Source organism: Dietzia sp. oral taxon 368 (assembly GCF_002999155.1).
Lineage (GTDB): Bacteria > Actinomycetota > Actinomycetes > Mycobacteriales > Mycobacteriaceae > Dietzia > Dietzia cinnamea.
In genome coordinates, this window is sequence record NZ_CP027238.1 from 1,831,262 (window position 1) to 1,847,746 (window position 16,485).

Genomic DNA, 16,485 nt, shown 5'->3' on the forward strand with positions numbered 1-16,485 from the left:
CCGCCGTCGGTGGGGGCCGGTGCCTGCTGTGCGCGGGCGGCGCGGGGCGGCCCCGGTCAGGCCGGGGTGACGCGGCGCGCGAAGTCGACGATGAGGCGGGACGTCTCCGCCGGGGCCTCCATGGCCGGGAACTGACCAGCGCCAGGGACGAGCGCGGTGGTGAAGTCGCCGGCCCAGGCCGAGGACGCGCGGACGGTCGCCGGCAGGATGAAGCGGTCCTCGGCACCGCTGATGCCGAGCACGGGCTGCGGCAGAACGCCGGAGACCGCGCGGCGGAAATCGCGCCCGTCCGGCCGGAGCTGGCTGCGCACCATCCAGCGGCGGCTCTCCAGCGACAGGTGGGCCACCTTGGGGATGAGCATCGCCCGCCGGAGCAGGTCGACGGTCTCGCGGAAGTCGTCGGTGCCCGGCCACGCGGGGCCCGAGCGGCTGCGCAGCATCTCCTCGACGTCCGCGGCCCCGTCGCGGGTGAGGCGCCTCTCGGGCAGGCGCGGAAACTGGTCCGCGAGTAGGCGGGGCACGAGCGCCCGCCGTTGGTGTCGGTCGAACAGTGCGGCGCGACGCGTGGCGAGCGGGTGGGGGGACCCGACGACGACTAGGCCCCGCACCGCGCGGGGCCGGCGGTACGCGGCGGTCCACGCGTAGAAGCCGCCCTCGCCCTGTCCGACGATCACGGCCGAGGAATGGCCGAGCGCCCGCACGAGATTCGTGATGTCGGACGCGAGGGTCCAGGCGTCGTATCCGCGCGGCGGTTTGTCGGAGTCGCCGTGGCCGCGCAGGTCGACGGCGACGGCGTGGAAGCCCGCCTCCGCCAGCGCGAGCATGGGCGTGCGCATCGTCCACCAGATTCCGCCGAGGCCGTGGACGAGCAGGACCAGCGGCGGAAACTCCCCGGCGACGGCGTCTGCGGGGAGCGCCTCGGCCACGTGCAGGCGGATGCCGTTGGCCGAGACGTCACGATGCCGCCACGACCCGTCGATCCTGACGATCGAAGGGTCGGGCGGCCTGTGAGCGGGCGTTTTCAGTTGCGCACGGGGGGTTCGGGCGTGCTGGTGACCCGCACCGTGTGGGGCCGCTGCGGCTCGGACCCCTTGGGCATGGCCAGCTTGAGGTCCGACACCGAGTCGATGGTGCGCTGCGGCTTACGGATCTTCTTGACCTTGCGGTACCCGAGCAGTCCGCACACCGCGGCCAGAAGGACCAGCACCACGAACACGATGAGGAAACCCATCCAGTCCCAGCTCTTGGTTCCGAACCACAGCGAGATGAGCTTCGCCCACATGAACACGAACGGGAAGAAGGACATCAGGAGGAATACGAGAGCGGCCACGAAGAACCCGGACCCGGTCGCGGCCTTCTTCACCTGCTCGGTGATCTCGGTCTTGGCCAACTCGATCTCGGCCCGCATGAGAGTGGACACGTGGGTCGACGCGTTCTTGACCAGGGTGCCGATGCTGGCGTCGCCCCGGCCGATCGAGTCCGCGTCATGCAGGGGGATCGAGGCCTCGGTCGGCTTGTGCGTTCCCTGGGCGTGGCTCACGGTTGCTCCTCCATTGTCCGGCGACGGCTGCACCGTCATCCATCGTGCCACGTCACGTGGCGACCTTCACCCGCTACCCGGTCATCCGCGCGTGCCCTTCTCGCGGATCTGGTCCATGATCGTCGGATCCGCCAGGGTCGAGGTGTCGCCGCCCTCGCGGCCCTCGGCCATGTCCTTGAGCAGTCGACGCATGATCTTGCCGGAACGGGTCTTGGGCAGTTCCGGCACGATCGTGATGTCGCGGGGCTTGGCGATCGGTGAGATCTCCCGCGACACCTCGGCGCGCAGTTCGTCGATGAGCTTCTGCCGGTCCTCCTCGGCGTCCACGTTCCCGCGCAGGATCACGTAGGCGACGATCGCCTGGCCGGTGGTCTCGTCGTTCGCGCCGACCACGGCCGCCTCCGCGACCGCTCGGTGACCGACGAGCGCCGACTCGACCTCGGAGGTCGAGATGCGGTGGCCCGAGATGTTCATGACGTCGTCGACACGGCCGAGCACCCACAGGGCGCCGTCCGAGTCCAACTTGGCGCCGTCACCGGCGAAGTAGTACCCCTCCTCGGCGAAGCGAGACCAGTAGGTGTCGCGGTAGCGCTCCATGTCGCCCCAGATGCCGCGGAGCATCGCGGGCCACGGCTCGGTGAGGACCAGGAAGCCCTGCTCGTCCGCGGGGACCTCTTTGGCGTCCCCGTCGACGATCGCCGCCGAGATCCCGGGCAGCGGCCGCATGGCCGAACCCGGCTTGGTCTCGGTGATGCCCGGCAGCGGCGAGATCATGATCGCACCGGTCTCGGTCTGCCACCACGTGTCGACGATGGGGGCCTTACCGCCGCCGATGTTCTCGCGGTACCAGCGCCACGCCTCCGGGTTGATCGGCTCGCCGACCGAGCCGAGGAGGCGGATCGAGGACAGGTCGTGGGCTGCCGGGATCTCCTTGCCCCACTTCATGAACGTGCGGATCAGGGTCGGAGCCGCATAGTAGATGGTGACGCCGTACTTCTCGATGATCTGGAAGTGCCGGTGCTCGTCGGGGGAGTTGGGCGTGCCCTCGTAGACGATGCACTCGGCGCCGTTGGCCAGGGGGGCGTACACGCCGTAGGTGTGGCCGGTGACCCATCCGACGTCCGCCGTGCACCAGTAGACGTCCTCGCCGGGCTTGTGGTCGAAGACGTTGTGGTGCGTGTAGGCGGCCTGCGTGAGGTAGCCGCCGGAGGTATGGACGATGCCCTTGGGCTTGCCGGTCGTGCCGGAGGTGTAGAGCAGGAACAGGGGGTGCTCGGAGTCGAAGGCCTCCGGGGTGTGCTCGGTGGACTGCTCGGGGATCACCTCGTCCCACCAGACGTCGCGGCCCTCGGTCCACTCGACGTCGAGGCCGGTGCGGCGCACGACGAGAACGTTCTCCACGGACCGGGCGGGGCCGTCCACGCCCTCGAGATTCCCGGCAAGGGCGTCGTCGACGCCGGCCTTGAGCGGGGCGGGCCTGCCGCGGCGGAACTGGCCGTCGGCGGTGATGACGAGCTTGGCCTCGGCGTCGTCGACGCGCGAGCGCAGGGCCGCGGGCGAGAAGCCGGCGAAGACGACGGAGTGGGTCAGGCCCAGGCGCGCGCACGCGAGCATCGCGATGTAGACCTCGGGCAGCAGCGGCATGTAGATGGCCACCCGGTCGCCGGCCACCAGGCCGAGCGAGCTGAGGTAGTTGGCGGTCCGGCTGACCTCGTCCTTGAGCTCGGCGTACGTGATGTCGCGGGCGTCATCCGTGGGCTCGCCGATCCAGTGGATGGCGACGCGGTCACCATTGCCGGCCTCGACGTGCCGGTCGACGCAGTTGTAGGCGACGTTGAGCTTGCCGCCGACGAACCATTTGGCGACGGGGGCGTCGGACCAGTCCAGCACCTCGGACCATTCGGTGTCCCAGTCGAGACGACGGGCCTGCTCCTCCCAGAACGCCAGACGGTCGTCCGCGGCACTGTCGTACAGATCTGCCTGCGCGTTGGCCTGCGCGGCGAAGTCGGGATCGGGCGCGAAGGACGGGGTGTGTTCGGGAGCGGTCATCAGCGGCTCTCTCTCGGGGATGAGGTTTCACGGACGGCCGGGGTCGCCGCGGCGGACGTGACCAGACCGATGTCTGTGAGCGTAGTCACATGCGACCGGTCGTGTCGGGCAACCCACCCGAGGGGGTATGACGGGGGAGTCCTGCCCGCCACCATCAGTCGCGACGCGGTTCCGGGCCCTTCGGGCCGGCGTCCTCGGACCGGCCCGTGCCCGGGGTCGCGGGGCCCGGGCCGGTGGCCTTCGCGGGCGCGGGGGAGTCGGTGGTCTCCTCGCTGTCCGACGTTCTCGTCGTCGTCGCCCCCTTGCCGTTCCGGCCCGCCGACGCCGGGTCCGCCGCGGCGTCCTCGCCCGCGCCGACGGTCTTGGTGGGGTTTCCCGCTCCGGCCCCCGCGGTCTCCTTCGCGGCGCCCCTCGACGTGGTCTTCCCGTCGTCCTCCGCCGGCTTTCCGGCCGCGCCCGCCGACGGGCCGGACGACTGCGCGGCCGTGCCGCGGAGGCGCGTGGGCGTCTCGATGCCGTAGTACTCGAGCAGCTTGGCCTCCTGCTCGGGGGTGAGGGCGTCCTCGGTGTTGTCGGGGCGCGGGGAGTCGCGGATGACGGCGCGGGTGTGGTCGACGTGGAGTTCGTCGTCGAGGAGCCGCGCCCCGTGGAGGGGGACGATCGCGTCGGCGGAGAAGATGCCGGTCGAGACGGCCGCGAATGTGATCTTGCCGCTGGCGTCGTCCACGTAGACCTGGCGCACCGCGCCGATCTTGGCCCCCGTCGAGTCGAAGGCGGTCGCGTCGAGCAGTGCGTCGAGCTGGTCCTTGAGGTTCACGCGGATCTCCGGGGTGTCGAGGGTGGGCGGGCGGTGCCGGCGCGGGCCCCGACCGGGTGGAGGTGATTACACCAGCTCCACACCGGTTGAGGCAGCTGAAAATTGCCTGTGTCGGCCGATTGTGACCCGATGGGTAACCTCGACCCGTGACCTCCGCAGCTCCCGACCCGCTCGCCCCGCTGACCGCCCTGCCGGGCGTGGCCGAGGCCGCGGACACCGCCCGCGACGCCCTCGCCGCGGTGCACCGGCACCCCGCCAACCGCCGCGGATGGCCCACCACCGCCGCCGAATCGGTCCTGCGCGGGGCCCGCGCCTCCGCCGGAGTCGAGGGCGCGTCCGTCCGTCTGGACAGCGACGGCGAGCCCGACGAGATCCTGTCCGGCGCCCTGCGGGTCGCCGGTGAACTCACCGGCGAGTCCCTGGATCGTGCCGTCGCCGTGTGGACCCGCTCGCCGCTGCAGGAGCTCGCCCACCTGCATCTCCTCGCCGCGGCCCGGCCCGACGTCGACCCGCAGACGCTGGGCCGCCCCCGCGCCGGAGATGGCGTGGCCGAGCGACTCCAGGGCCTGGCCGGGCTCGTCACCGGCGGCACGCGCGTGCCGGCACCGGTGCTCGCCGCGGTCGTGCTGGGGGAACTCTCCGGGCTCGCGCCGTTCGGTTCGGCCGACGGGATCGTCGCCCGCGCCGCGTTCCGGCTGGTCGCGGTGTCCACCGGCCTCGACCCGCACTGCCTGGGCGTGCCCGAGGTGACCTTCTACCGCGACCCGGAGGCCTACCGCGCCGCCGTCGCCGGCTTCATGGCGGGGACCGAGGAAGGCGTCGCCGCCTGGATCCTCTACTGCTGTAAGGCGCTGGAGGCGGGGGCTCGTGAGGCCACCTCGATCGCCGATGCCGCCGGGGCCTGACACGCGAACGGCGGGTCGGGTCTGGCGCGCGCACGGCGCACTGGCTTGACACGCGAACGGCGGGTCGGCCGAAGCCGACCCGCCAACTCACTGCGGTTCATCGAGAGATCCGGGTACCAAGCGTCCTGTGGTCCGCCGTGTCGCCGGCCCGGGACAACCGTCGGTGACGGCTGGCGCGGACCCACGGCTGGTGTTGCCTCTCGGGCGTTATCCGTCGCGTGGGTTTCCGAACGTCGATGACGGTAGATCAGGCGGGGGGCCGTGACTTCTCTTCCGTCGCGGTCCTGGCGTCCTCACCACCGTGCCTTGAGCATGCCGTCGAGCACCCTGCCGGGGCGATGGTGGGAACCCCCAAAGAACCCGCCGACTCCTCGGTCGATCCGGCTATCGCTTCTGACTCCGTCCGCGGCCCACGATGAGTGATTGGGGCGTCGGCGGATCTACCGCACCGGGCCGTGCAGCTACGGCGCCGCCCGCCTCGCACCACGCGCGAACGCGGCGGCCGCCGCGCTCATCGCCACGACGATGGCTCCGACACCCACGATCGGCCCCGTCGCCCGCTCGAGCGTCGGCAGAAGCGGGGTGGGGTTGGAGAACGTCAGGATCGGCCAACCCCGCTCGAGCGCTTCGCGGCGCAGCGCGCGGTCGGGGTTGATCACCGTCGGATGGCCCACCAGCTCGAGCATCGGCAGGTCGGTCGAGGAGTCGGAGTAGGCGTAGCTCGCGTCGAGGTCGTAACCGTACCGGTCGGCGAACCCGCGGATGGCCTCCGCCTTGCCGGGGCCCTGGCAGTAGAACTCGATCTGCCCGCCGTACCGGCCGTTCTCATCGCGGTTCATGCGCGTGCCGGCGTAGTGGTCCACGCCGAGCATGCGGGCGATCGGCGCGACCAGCTCCTCGCCCGAGGCGGACACGATCACCAGGTCGTGGCCCAGCGCGCGGTGTTCGGCGAGCAGTTCCTGCGCCTCGGAGTACACGGTGGGAGAGACTTTCTCGGTGAGCGCCTCGGTGACGATCCGCTCGACCTGCTCGGGCGCCCAGCCCCTGGTGGCGGTCGCCATGGCCTGGCGTACCTTCTGCATCTGCTCGTCGTCGGCGTCGGAGAGGCTGAACGCCAGCTGTGTGTAGGCCAGGTCGATGACCGACCGGCGGGAGAGCAGGCCCTCGTCGAGAAACGACTTGTTGAACGCGAACACCGACGAGGTCGCGATGATCGTCTTGTCGAGGTCGAAGAACGCGGCCACGCGGCGCGGCCGGTGCGAGATCCTGGGGCCCGGTGGGCGGGGGGCGGACACGACACCCACGATACGGTCCTTGTGTTGCCCACGCAGATGGGTGATACTGGATGTGCCCTTAACGGGGCATCCCCCTACAGGTGCTCAGTTCATCCCCCCGAGAACTGAGGCTTTGAGAAACCGCGGCACCCCCTGCCGCGGTTTCTCGCATTTGTGGGTATCCGAAGGCGCCACGGGCATTCGCAGCCGCTCCCCGGGATGGCGTCTCGCACCCGCCGCGGGCTGCGCGAGACGCCATGTTCGCGTGCGGCTGCGATTGGGAAGGCCGGGCGGCTGCGGCTGAGCGGGCCGAAGACCGCGTCGACACCACGGGTGAGTGCGCCACGAGCGCCACGCCCCGCGCGTTCTCCACAGCCCCGTCCCCCTCCACAGGCCGACCGCCGTCCCGCGTCGCCGCGGGGTCGACGGTCGCCGGCATGGGCGAGGGTGGGCGCCGTGGACACGACTACGAGAGCGCTGACCGTCGCGGTGGAGATCACCGATCCCGACCTGGACGCCGACGTGCGCGCGGTGCTGGCCGCCCTGGCGATGGAACCGGGGACGGGGCCCGCCGACGTCCTGGTGACCGACCGCGCCGCCGAGCGCGTGGACCGCGACGGCGACCGTGCCAGCGGTGCCGGCGGTGCCGTGTCGGACGCCGCCGCGGGGAGGGTGGGAACCGGCGGGTCACGGGTCGTGCGGGTCGGCTCGGACCGCGATCCGGGTGACGACGACGAGGTGATCCGCCTGCCGTCCGGGACCGGCGATCTCGTGGGGGTGCTGCTCGCGCCGGTGCCGACCCGGGCGGGAGCGGTGGTGGTGGTCGTCGGCGCGGTGGGCGGTTGCGGGGCCAGCACGCTCGCGGCAGCGATGGCGGTCCGTGCCGCGCCGTCTCACCGGACCCTTCTGGTGGAGACGGACCCGCACGGCACCGGCGTCGACCTGCTGCTGGGGACGGAGGACCACTCCGGCCTGCGCGTTGAGGATGTCCGGGCCGACCTGGGCGGGCCCGACCCCGACGCCCTGTGGGGCGCGGCACCCGAGGTGCTGCCGGGACTGCGGGTACTGGCCAGGTCCAGAAGCCGTCCGGCGGACGCCGACCCCGCCCCCGCCCCCGATGGCGGACCGGGTGCCGTGCGGGCCCACCGGGCGGGCAGCGGACTCGCGGTGAGCGATTCCGGCGGCGCCGAGGACTGCGGGCCGGTGCGCGACGAGGCTGACCTCGTCGTCGTCGTCACCAGGGCCGACCTCCAGGGCGCGGTCGCGGCCCGACGGGCGGTGCGGCGGTCACCCGGCGCGGCGTTGGTGATCCGGACCGGGCGCGGTGACCCCCTGCATGCGGCCGACGTCGCCGGATCGGTGGGGGCTCAGCGGTGGCACGTGCTGCCCGAGATCGGCTCCGTGCGGCGCGCGGCCGGCGCCGGCGAGCTGGCCGATGCGCTGCGTCGCGGTCGCGCGGGCGGGATGCGGCGGCTGTGCGCACTCGCCGACACCCTGCTCGGGGAGGTGGGCGCCGGTGAGCGCTGAGGACCCCGGCGCCCCGCCCGCCGACCTGGTCGACCGCGTCCGCGCGCGCCTCGCCGGCCTGGGCGTGGATCCCGAACCCGACGAGGTGGTCCGCGCGGTGCGCGCCGAGTCCGGCGTCCTCCACGGACACCTCGACCTACTGCGCACCGCCCGGCTCGTCCGCGAACACCTCGCCGGCGCCGGGCCGCTCGAGGCGCTGCTCGCCAGTCCCGGGGTGACCGACGTGGTGGTCGACGGACCGGGCCCCGCGCTGGTCGATCGCGGTCGGGGGCTCGAGGAGACCGACGTCGTGGTGCCGACCGAGGCCGAGCTGCGCGCGCTCGCGGTGCGACTGGCCGGGCGGGCGGGCCAGCGGCTCGACGACGCTCGCCCCTGGGCCGACGGCGTGGTGCGGTCGCGCGACGGTATGGCGTGGCGGCTGCACGCGGTCCTTCCTCCGGTCGCCGTCGACGGGACGTGCCTGTCGCTACGGGTGTCGAGGCCGGCGCAGTCGACGTTCGACCGGCTCGTGGCCGCGGGCACCGTCCCCGACGACGCCGAGCCGCTGCTCCGCGCGCTCGTCGCGGCCCGGGTCGGCTACCTCGTCGTGGGCGGCACCGGTTCCGGCAAGACCACACTGCTCGCCGCGCTGCTGGGGCTGGTCCCGGACTCGGAGCGGCTGCTGTGTGTCGAGGACTCGCCCGAGCTGCGACCCGCGCACCCGCACGTCGTCAGGCTCGTGGTGCGGCACGGCAACGTCGAGGGCGCCGGCGAGGTGACGATGGCCGACCTCGTCCGGCAGGCGCTGCGCATGCGGCCCGACCGCATCGCCGTGGGCGAGGTCCGCGGCGGCGAGGTCGCCGACCTGCTCGCCGCCCTCAACACCGGCCACGACGGGAGCGCGGGCACGGTCCACGCCAACTCGCCGACCGAGCTGCCCGCGCGACTGGAGGCGCTCGGTGCCCTCGGCGGTCTGGATCGCGCCGCGCTGTCCGCCCAGGTTGCCGCGTCGCTGCGAGTCGTGGTGGGCATGCGCCGCCTGCCCGACGGGATGCGCGGCGTCGACTCGATCGGGGTGGTGCGCCGCGAGGCACAGGGGATCGTGGTGGACCCGGCCTGGCGTGCCGACGGGGGAGACGTGCCCGGTCGTGCGGCCCTCGACGCGATGCTCGCGGAGCGCGTCCGATGACGGCCGCGCTGGTGCTGGTGGCCGTCGCGCTGCTGGTGTGGCCGGGCGGGCGCGCGGCTGACCGGCTGGCGGCGCTCGAGTCCGGTGGGTTCGACCGGGCCGCGGGCGACGGTGCCGCGGGCGGGGCGACCGGTTCCGCGGGTGCCGGAGCCGCGGCTGGCGGAGCCGCGACCGGCGCCGCCCAGCGCATCGGCGCGCTGGGCGGCCTCGTCCTGCAGGTTCCGGCGAGCCTCTCGTGGCCGGTCGCGGCGGGGCTGGTCGGCCTGGTCGGCGCCGGACCACTGCACGCCTGCGCGGCCGCGGTGCTCGGCGGTGTCGCCGCCGACCTGCACGGCCGCGCCACCGAACGCCGCGGCCGCCTCACGCGGTTGGGCGCGTGGGAGCGCGCGCTGGACGACGCCGCCTCCGCCCTCCGGGCGGGCGCCGGGCCGGGGGCCGCCCTCGGCCGGGCCGCTGACGCGGCCGCTGCCCACGACCCGCAGGTCGGGAACATCCTCGCCGCCGCCGGATCGCACGCCCGCCTGGGCGGCGACGTCACCGCGGCGCTGCGACCCGCCGCGACCACCACGACCGGTCCGGCCGCCGCGGCCACCGCCGACGGTTCGAAGCGTGACCTCGGGGGCGACCGTGTCCCCGGCGAGCTCGCCGGGGCCTGGCTGCTCGCGACCCGGCACGGGGTCGAGCTCGCCGACGTCGTGGACGGTCTCCGCGCCGACGTGGCCTCCCGCCGCGAGCGCGCCGTCCGGACGCACGCCACCCTCGCCGGACCCCGAGCCACCGCCGTCATCCTCACCGCCCTGCCCGGCCTGGGCGTGCTGCTCGGCGCGGGTTTCGGAGCCGACCCCCTGGGCGTCCTGCTGGGCGGGACACTCGGCGGCGCCCTGTGCCTGGCAGGGGCGGTTCTCCTCGCGGCCGGTCTGGTGTGGACCGACCGGATCGCGGGCGGGGCGGGCAGGTGAGCCCGGCAGTTCTCCTACTCGCCGCCGCGGTGTGCATCGCGCCGTGGCGCCCGCGGGCCGCCGAGAGACTCGACGCGGTCCTCCCCGATCCCGCGGGGCCTGCTCGGCAGCACGCGGCGCCGGGGCGCCCGCACGGCGTGGCGACGTCCGCGGCCGCGGCGTTGACGGGCCGCATCGCCGGTCCAGTGGTGCGCCTGGTGGCCCCGCTCACCCGGCGCCGCCACGCCCCAGCCGACACCGAGGTGCTCGCCCACCTGCTGGACTTGCTCGCGGTCGCCCTGCTCGCGGGCCTGCCCACGCCGGACGCACTGTCCGCGGTCGCCGACGCCGTCGAGCACTCCGACCCCGACGCCGCGGAACCCCTGCGCGCGGCGGCCGCCCGCATGCGGCTAGGCGCGACGTCGGCCGAGGCCTGGCGGGACGTCCCGGGCGCCGCCCGGCTGGCCCCCGTCGCTCCTGTGCTGATCCGCGCGGGCGACGGCGGCGGGTCGGTCCGCTCCGCGCTGGAGCACGCCGCCGCACGGATGCGCTCCGAGGCCGACGCCGCCGCGACCGCCCGCGCCGAGCGCGCCTCCGTCCTCGTGGCCGGGCCCCTCGGCCTGTGCTTCCTGCCCGCGTTCGTCTGCCTTGGCGTGCTCCCCGTCGTGGTGGGTCTGGCCGACGGGATGCTGCCGGGGGTCATGCCGTGAGCAGCGCCGCCGGCCACTCGGATTCCGGGGCGGAGACGCCGCCCCGGTCAGTGAAGAAGGAGAAACCGCATGTCCACTCACCACACCCATCAGACCGCCACCCTCGCCACCCGGACTCTCGCCACCCCGACGGCGGCGGTGGCGCGCGCCCGTTCCGCCCTGCATCGCCGATTCCACGCGACGACCAGCGCGGACGCGGGGATGTCCACCGTCGAATATGCCGTCGGGACCATCGCCGCGGCGGCGTTCGGGGCCGTGCTGTACACGGTCGTCAGCGGCGACTCGATCCCGGACGCGCTCGGCGGCATCATCGAGCAGGCTCTCAACACCTCGGTGTGACGGTGCCGCGACGGCTCCGCGCGGCGGCGGCCCGCGACGACGGGTCGGTGACCGTCGAGGCCGCCCTCGGGATCGCCTCCCTCGTGGTGGTGGTCGCGCTCGCCGCCGCCGGTGCCGGCGCCGCGTTGGCGCAGATCAGGATGGTCGACGCCGCCCGCGAGGCGGCGCGGGTGGCCGCGATGTCCGGGGTGGAGGAGGGCACGGCGGCCGGCCGGGTTGCCGCGCCCGGTGCCGACGTCTCGGTCGTCGGCGGCGGGGGAGCCGTCACGGCCGAGGTCGTGGCGCCGGCGCGGGGCCTGCCCGGCGTGGAGTTACGCGGTCGGGCCGTGGCGCGCGCCGAGCCGGGCGCTGCGCCATGACCGGGCGTGGCGCCGTGGCCGGGCGTCGTGCTGTGACGGGGCGTAGTGCGGCAGCCTGCCGACGCGCCGTCGTAGCCGTGCGCACGGGGTGGCGCCGGGTGGGTGACGACGACGAGGGGGCCATGACCGTGGCGACCGCCTTCGCGGTGGCGGCCGTCCTGGCGCTGGCCGTGGCCGTTCTGTTGGTGGGACGGGCGGCAGTGGCCACGCATGCCGCCCGATCCGCCGCGGACCTGGCCGCACTGGCCGGCGCGCACGCGCTCCGCGAGGGCCTCGACCCGTGCACGGCGGCGTCCGGGATCGCTGCCGCGAACGGCGCGGACTTGCCGGTGTGCACGGTCGACGGCCACGACCTGGTGGCCCGGGCCGAGGTGCACGTGGATCTCGGCGTTCTCGGCTCGCGAGCGGTGTCGGCGGTCGCGCGGGCGGGGCCGGTGTGAGATCCGGGCCGGTGTGAGACCCGGCCCAGGTGAGACCTGGGCCTACGTGGGTCCGGGCCGCGGTGGGCGGTCGACCGGCGGCCCGCTACCCGGCGACCCCGGCGAGTTGCCCGACCACCTCCGTGAGCAGCGCGATCGCACCCGGCTTGGAGAGCGGGTCGTTACCGTTTCCGCACTTGGGGGACTGGATGCAGGAAGGGCAGCCGGACTCGCACTCGCAGGCGCGGATCGCGTCCAGGGTCGCCCGCAGCCACGGGGTCGCGCGCCGGAAGCCCCGCTCGGCGAAGCCCGCCCCGCCGGCGTAGCCGTCGTAGACAAATACCGTGGGCAGGCCGGTGTCGGGGTGCAGGGCGGTGGACACCCCGCCGATGTCCCAGCGGTCGCATGTGGCGACCAGGGGCAGCAGCCCGATCGCGGCGTGTTCGGCCGCGTGCAGCGCCCCCGGCCAGTCCGCCTCCTCGAGCCCGGCCACGCGCAGGAGCTGCGGGGTGAGCGTGTAGACCACCGCACGCGTGGCCAGGGTCGTCTCCGGCAGGTCCAGTGGGGGCACGTCGAGGATCTCCCCGCCGCGCAACCGCCGCTGATAGCCGGTGACCCGAGTGGTCACCTCCACGTCCGCCAGCGACAGGGTCACGGGCCCGGCCGGCACCGTCTCCAGCGTCTCCATGAGGTCGATCGACACCTGCTCTCGCGCGGAGGTCGTCCACTCCGGCACCTCGGGGTGACACAGGGCCAGTCCCTCGTCGAGGTCGAGTTCGTCGACGATGAACGACTCGCCCTGGTGCAGGTACAGCGCGCCGGGGTGGACCTGCGAGCGGGCGCGGACGGAGTCGATAGTGCCGAGCATCCGGCCGTCCACCGCGTCCACGATCACCACCTCCGCGCCGCCCTTGCCGCGGATGTCGACCTCGGCGTGCGGGGTGTGGTCGTCGGCGGCCGGGTACCAGCCGGCGGGCCGGCGGCGCACGAGGCCGCGCGCGGCGAGATCCTCGAGCACCTCGGTCGCGCCCCAGGCCCGCGCCTCGTCGTGCGACATCGGCCGCTCGCTCACGGTGCACCGCAGCTGCCCGGCCAGCAGGACGGGGTTGCGGGGGTCGGTGACGGTGGCCTCGACGGGCCTGCCCAGCAGGGCCTCGGGGTGATGGACGAGGTAAGTGTCCAGCGGGTCGTCGCGCGCGACCAGCATGACCAACGCGCCCTGGCCGCGGCGCCCGGCGCGCCCGGCCTGCTGCCAGAACGAGGCGATGGTGCCCGGGAACCCCGCGCTCACCACGGCGTCGAGGCCGGAGATGTCCACGCCCAGCTCGAGCGCGGACGTCGAGGCCACGCCCACCAGCTCGCCCTCGGCGAGGCCGCGTTCGAGTTCGCGGCGGTCGTCGGCGAGGTAGCCCGCGCGGTAGGCGGCGATGCGGCCGGCGAGCTCGAGTCCGCGCGCCCCGTGTTCCGAGGCGAGGCGCTCGCGGGCGCGCAGCGCGGTGGATTCGGCGCCGGCGCGGGACCGGACGAACGTCAGGGTGCGCGCGCCCTCGGCGACGAGGGAGGCCATGATCGCCGACGCCTCGACGGGCGCGGGTCGGCGGACGGGCGCGCCGTGCTCGCCGGCCAACCCCTCCATCAGCGGCGGTTCCCACAGGGCGACGGTGCGGCCGCCCTGGGGCGAGGCGTCGTCGGTGACCTCGACGCACTCCCGGCCGACGAGGGTGGTGGCGGCGGCCCCGGCGTCGGAGGTGGTGGCGGAGGCCAGGATGAAGGTCGGCGCCGCGCCCATGGCGCGGGCGAGCCTGTCGAGCCGTCGTAGGACCAGGGCGACGTTGGAGCCGAATACACCACGGTAGGAGTGGCATTCGTCGACGACGACAAAGCGGAGCCCCCGCAGGATCCGTGTCCATTGGCGGGCCCTGCCGAGCATCGACAGGTGGAGCATGTCCGGATTGGTGACGATCCACCGGGAGTTCTCCCGGATGAACGGTCGGGCGTCGGACGGGGTGTCTCCGTCGTAGGAGGCCGGTGCGATGTGGGAGAGCACGGGCACCGAGTCCACCAGCGAGATCACCGACGACAGCTGGTCCTGCCCGAGAGCCTTGGTCGGGGCCAGGTAGAGCACGCAGGCGTTGCGGTCCTCGGCGAGGGCGCTCAGCGCGGGCAGTTGGTAGCCGAGGGACTTCCCGGACGCGGTCCCCGTCGCCACCACGACGTGTCGACCGGCGTGCGCGTGTTCGGCGGTGGCGACCTGGTGCGCCCAGGGCCGGTCCACGCCCCGGGCGCGCAGTTCGTCGACCAGGCCCGGGTGGGCCCAGGTGGGCCAGTCGGTGTACCGCGCCTCGCGGGCGGGCAGGTCGGCGGCGTGGGTCAGTGGCGACGGACCGGCCGGGAGCTGTTCCAGCAGGTGGCCCAGGAGTTCGCGTCCGAAAGTCGTCACCCTTCGACCGTAGAGGCATCCGCTCCGCCGGTCGATTCGCCGCCGGCCGAGGACCGACGTGCCAGGATCTGTTCTCCTCCCGCTGTTGTCGTGGTCTACTGGAGCCGGTCGTCACAACCGCCCACCGGGCAGCCGGTGAACGGGGGCGTCGGCCCGACACGCGCGGCCATCCCGCGAGTCGCACCTGGCAGTACGGAAAAGGAACGCAGTAAACATGGCACAGGGCACCGTCAAGTGGTTCAACGCGGAGAAGGGTTACGGGTTCATCGCTCCCGAGGACGGTTCCGCCGACCTCTTCGTCCACTACTCCTCCATCGAGGGCACCGGCTTCAAGTCGCTCGAGGAGAACCAGCGCGTCGAGTTCGAGGTGGGCGAGGGTCAGAAGGGGCCGCAGGCGCAGGAGGTCCGCGCCCTCTGACCGATCCGGTCCGGCACGACGAGGCCCCCACCGCACTCGCGGCGGGGGCCTCGCGCCCGTGTCGGGGTCGGCGGTGTCGGGGGCCGACCGTAGGCTCGGAGCCGTGACGCAGCTGTCGTTCTTCGCCGCGGACGACCATGTCCCCGACCCCTCGGACCTCGAGGGCGTCCTGGCCGCCCGCGGCCAGTCCACTCTGGCCGGTGAAGTGGCTCAGGTGTCGGTGGCGCTCGACGCCGCGTGGCGGGCGGACGCGTTCGAGACGATCCTGACGCAGGCGGGGCTGGATCCCGTGCGCTCCGAACCGGATCCCGACGGCCGGTGCACGGTTTCCACGGCTCGGACGTCGGTGCTGACGCCGGTGGTCCGCCGCTGGCGGCGGGGTGCCGTCACCGCGGTCCCGGAGGGGTGGACCCCCTCGGCCGGGGCGCTGCGCATCTGGGTCCTCACCGCCGGACACGTCGCCGATACCGGTGTGGTCGAGCTGGGCATCGACGCCGGACTGGAGCACCACGCCCCCCGCCGGGACGCGCTGCGTGCGGCGCTGGAGCGGGTCGGCATCCGGACGACGTACGTCGGGTCGAAGGGCGGCGGCCCGCTGCTGCGACTGGGCACGGCCAGGGCGCGGGCGCGGCTGGCGCAGAACATCGGCGCGCCACCCGCCGGGGTGCCCGCGGAGCACTGGCCCGGCTGACGCAGGGCGCGTCCCCGCCGCGCGCTGCCTCGTCGCAGGTCGACGTACCGTGGGGGTATGTGCATGCTCGTGGTCGCGCGACGGGTCCACCCCCGTTATCCGCTCATCGTGGTGGCCAACCGGGACGAGGACCTCGCCCGGCCCACCGAGCCGCTACACGAGTGGACGGTGGAGCACGACGGTGTCGCGGACGTCGTCGCCGGCCGGGACGCCACCGCCGGTGGAACCTGGATGGCACTGGCGACGGGCGGGCGGTTCGCCGCGGTCACCAATGTCCGCGAGCCCGGGCCGGCGATCCCCGCGCCGGCGTCGCGTGGCGAGCTGCCGGTCGGTGCGCTCACCGGGCCGGTGCCGGTCACGGAGTTCGCCCACCACGTCGTCGCCGATCTCGATCGCTACGGAGGCGTCAACCTCCTCGCCGGGGACCTCGACCGGATGTGGTGGGCGTCCAACCGGTCGACCCGCGGCCCGGTCGCCCTCGGCACCGGTGTCCACGGGTTGTCGAACGCCTCGCTGGACACTCCCTGGCCCAAGGTGGTGGGTGCGGTCCGCGACGTGAGGACGCTCGTGGGCACCGACGTCATGGAGGACCCGGACTGGTCCGGGGCACTGATGGACGTGCTGGCCGACCGCCGCCCCGCGGCACCGTGGAAGATGCCGCGCACGGGCGTACCGCTGGCGCACGAATGGCGCCTGTCGGCGCGGTTCGTCCGCATCGGTCGGCGGTACGGCACCCGGTCGACCACCGCCGTGCGCGTCGACCAGCACGGCTCCGCCGACGTGGTCGAGCGCACGTGGGACACCCGCGGACGCGTCACGGGGACGGTCACCAGGCGCGTGTGAGCCGGTGACCGCCCACCGTGAGCGGTGGCGCGTGCGCCGTCGGCCTCG

Annotated in this window: 17 protein-coding genes; 11 read left to right on the forward strand and 6 right to left on the reverse strand. The window is 74.1% G+C overall.

Features of this window, described 5'->3' with window-relative positions:
• Positions 1-56: 56 nt before the first annotated feature.
• The 4 genes from C3V38_RS08595 to C3V38_RS08610 all read right to left on the reverse strand — a co-directional run bounded on the left by C3V38_RS08595 (position 57) and on the right by C3V38_RS08610 (position 4,406).
• Positions 57-926, reverse strand: coding sequence for an alpha/beta fold hydrolase (locus C3V38_RS08595; protein ID WP_174521495.1), 870 nt, complete (start codon positions 924-926; stop codon positions 57-59).
• A gap of 95 nt (positions 927-1,021) precedes the next feature.
• Entirely contained in the window at positions 1,022-1,540 is a 519-nt protein-coding gene (locus tag C3V38_RS08600; RefSeq protein WP_061227529.1) for a phage holin family protein, read from the reverse strand.
• Between the two features lie 81 nt (positions 1,541-1,621).
• Positions 1,622-3,589, reverse strand: coding sequence for an acetate--CoA ligase (gene acs, locus C3V38_RS08605; RefSeq protein ID WP_061227528.1), 1,968 nt, complete (start codon positions 3,587-3,589; stop codon positions 1,622-1,624).
• Positions 3,590-3,743: 154 nt separating this feature from the next.
• Entirely contained in the window at positions 3,744-4,406 is a 663-nt protein-coding gene (locus C3V38_RS08610; protein WP_070722898.1) for a PRC-barrel domain-containing protein, read from the reverse strand.
• A 146-nt stretch (positions 4,407-4,552) separates the two neighbouring features.
• Between C3V38_RS08610 and C3V38_RS08615 the strand changes: the two genes are divergently transcribed.
• Positions 4,553-5,311 carry a hypothetical protein gene (locus C3V38_RS08615; protein WP_061227526.1) on the forward strand — a complete coding sequence of 253 codons (759 nt, stop codon included), beginning with the start codon at positions 4,553-4,555 and terminating at the stop codon, positions 5,309-5,311.
• A gap of 461 nt (positions 5,312-5,772) precedes the next feature.
• On the opposite strand, the gene C3V38_RS08620 is transcribed toward C3V38_RS08615, so the two are convergent.
• Entirely contained in the window at positions 5,773-6,606 is an 834-nt protein-coding gene (locus tag C3V38_RS08620; RefSeq protein WP_106386424.1) for an HAD family phosphatase, read from the reverse strand.
• A gap of 435 nt (positions 6,607-7,041) precedes the next feature.
• On the opposite strand from C3V38_RS08620, the gene C3V38_RS08625 reads away from it, so the two are divergent.
• The 7 genes from C3V38_RS08625 to C3V38_RS08650 all read left to right on the forward strand — a co-directional run bounded on the left by C3V38_RS08625 (position 7,042) and on the right by C3V38_RS08650 (position 12,066).
• A complete protein-coding gene (locus C3V38_RS08625; protein ID WP_129591179.1) occupies positions 7,042-8,112 on the forward strand; it encodes a chromosome partitioning protein in 1,071 nt (356 codons plus the stop codon).
• On the forward strand, positions 8,102-9,280 hold the full coding sequence (locus tag C3V38_RS08630) for a TadA family conjugal transfer-associated ATPase (protein ID WP_043567754.1): 1,179 nt from the start codon (positions 8,102-8,104) through the stop codon (positions 9,278-9,280). Before C3V38_RS08625 ends, C3V38_RS08630 begins: the two co-directional genes overlap by 11 nt.
• Complete coding sequence (locus tag C3V38_RS17375) at positions 9,277-10,239, forward strand: type II secretion system F family protein (RefSeq protein ID WP_061914150.1); 963 nt, start codon at positions 9,277-9,279, stop codon at positions 10,237-10,239. The genes C3V38_RS08630 and C3V38_RS17375 overlap by 4 nt, the downstream gene beginning before the upstream one ends.
• Positions 10,236-10,928: a type II secretion system F family protein gene (locus C3V38_RS08635; RefSeq protein ID WP_165001089.1), complete on the forward strand. Its 693-nt coding sequence runs from the start codon at positions 10,236-10,238 to the stop codon at positions 10,926-10,928. Before C3V38_RS17375 ends, C3V38_RS08635 begins: the two co-directional genes overlap by 4 nt.
• 138 nt (positions 10,929-11,066) lie before the next feature.
• Complete coding sequence (locus C3V38_RS08640; RefSeq protein ID WP_082767577.1) at positions 11,067-11,267, forward strand: DUF4244 domain-containing protein; 201 nt, start codon at positions 11,067-11,069, stop codon at positions 11,265-11,267.
• Entirely contained in the window at positions 11,264-11,626 is a 363-nt protein-coding gene (locus tag C3V38_RS08645; protein WP_106385563.1) for a TadE family type IV pilus minor pilin, read from the forward strand. Before C3V38_RS08640 ends, C3V38_RS08645 begins: the two co-directional genes overlap by 4 nt.
• Before the next feature lie 98 nt (positions 11,627-11,724).
• Positions 11,725-12,066, forward strand: coding sequence for an Rv3654c family TadE-like protein (locus tag C3V38_RS08650; protein WP_311199411.1), 342 nt, complete (start codon positions 11,725-11,727; stop codon positions 12,064-12,066).
• Positions 12,067-12,151: 85 nt separating this feature from the next.
• Here the strand turns inward: C3V38_RS08650 and C3V38_RS08655 are convergent, their stop codons facing one another.
• Positions 12,152-14,485, reverse strand: a complete 2,334-nt coding sequence (locus C3V38_RS08655; RefSeq protein ID WP_063935389.1) for a DEAD/DEAH box helicase — start codon at positions 14,483-14,485, stop codon at positions 12,152-12,154.
• 214 nt (positions 14,486-14,699) lie between these two features.
• On the opposite strand from C3V38_RS08655, the gene C3V38_RS08660 reads away from it, so the two are divergent.
• The 3 genes from C3V38_RS08660 (at position 14,700) to C3V38_RS08670 (ending at position 16,437) form a co-directional block, all read left to right on the forward strand.
• The gene (locus C3V38_RS08660) at positions 14,700-14,903 is read left to right on the forward strand and encodes a cold-shock protein (protein ID WP_007628711.1); all 204 of its coding nucleotides are present in this window, start codon (positions 14,700-14,702) and stop codon (positions 14,901-14,903) included.
• A 103-nt stretch (positions 14,904-15,006) separates the two neighbouring features.
• Positions 15,007-15,594, forward strand: a complete 588-nt coding sequence (locus tag C3V38_RS08665) for a hypothetical protein (protein WP_063935388.1) — start codon at positions 15,007-15,009, stop codon at positions 15,592-15,594.
• A gap of 57 nt (positions 15,595-15,651) precedes the next feature.
• Positions 15,652-16,437 (forward strand): NRDE family protein, encoded by a 786-nt coding sequence (locus C3V38_RS08670; RefSeq protein WP_061914157.1) that lies wholly within the window; start codon positions 15,652-15,654, stop codon positions 16,435-16,437.
• Positions 16,438-16,485 lie beyond the last annotated feature (48 nt).

Coding starts and splice junctions, on each gene's coding strand:
- acs (WP_061227528.1), bottom strand. CDS start 3,589: ATGACCGCTCCCGAACACACCCCGTCCTTCGCGCCCGATCCCGACTTC.
- C3V38_RS17375 (WP_061914150.1), top strand. CDS start 9,277: ATGACGGCCGCGCTGGTGCTGGTGGCCGTCGCGCTGCTGGTGTGGCCG.
- C3V38_RS08660 (WP_007628711.1), top strand. CDS start 14,700: ATGGCACAGGGCACCGTCAAGTGGTTCAACGCGGAGAAGGGTTACGGG.
- C3V38_RS08670 (WP_061914157.1), top strand. CDS start 15,652: ATGTGCATGCTCGTGGTCGCGCGACGGGTCCACCCCCGTTATCCGCTC.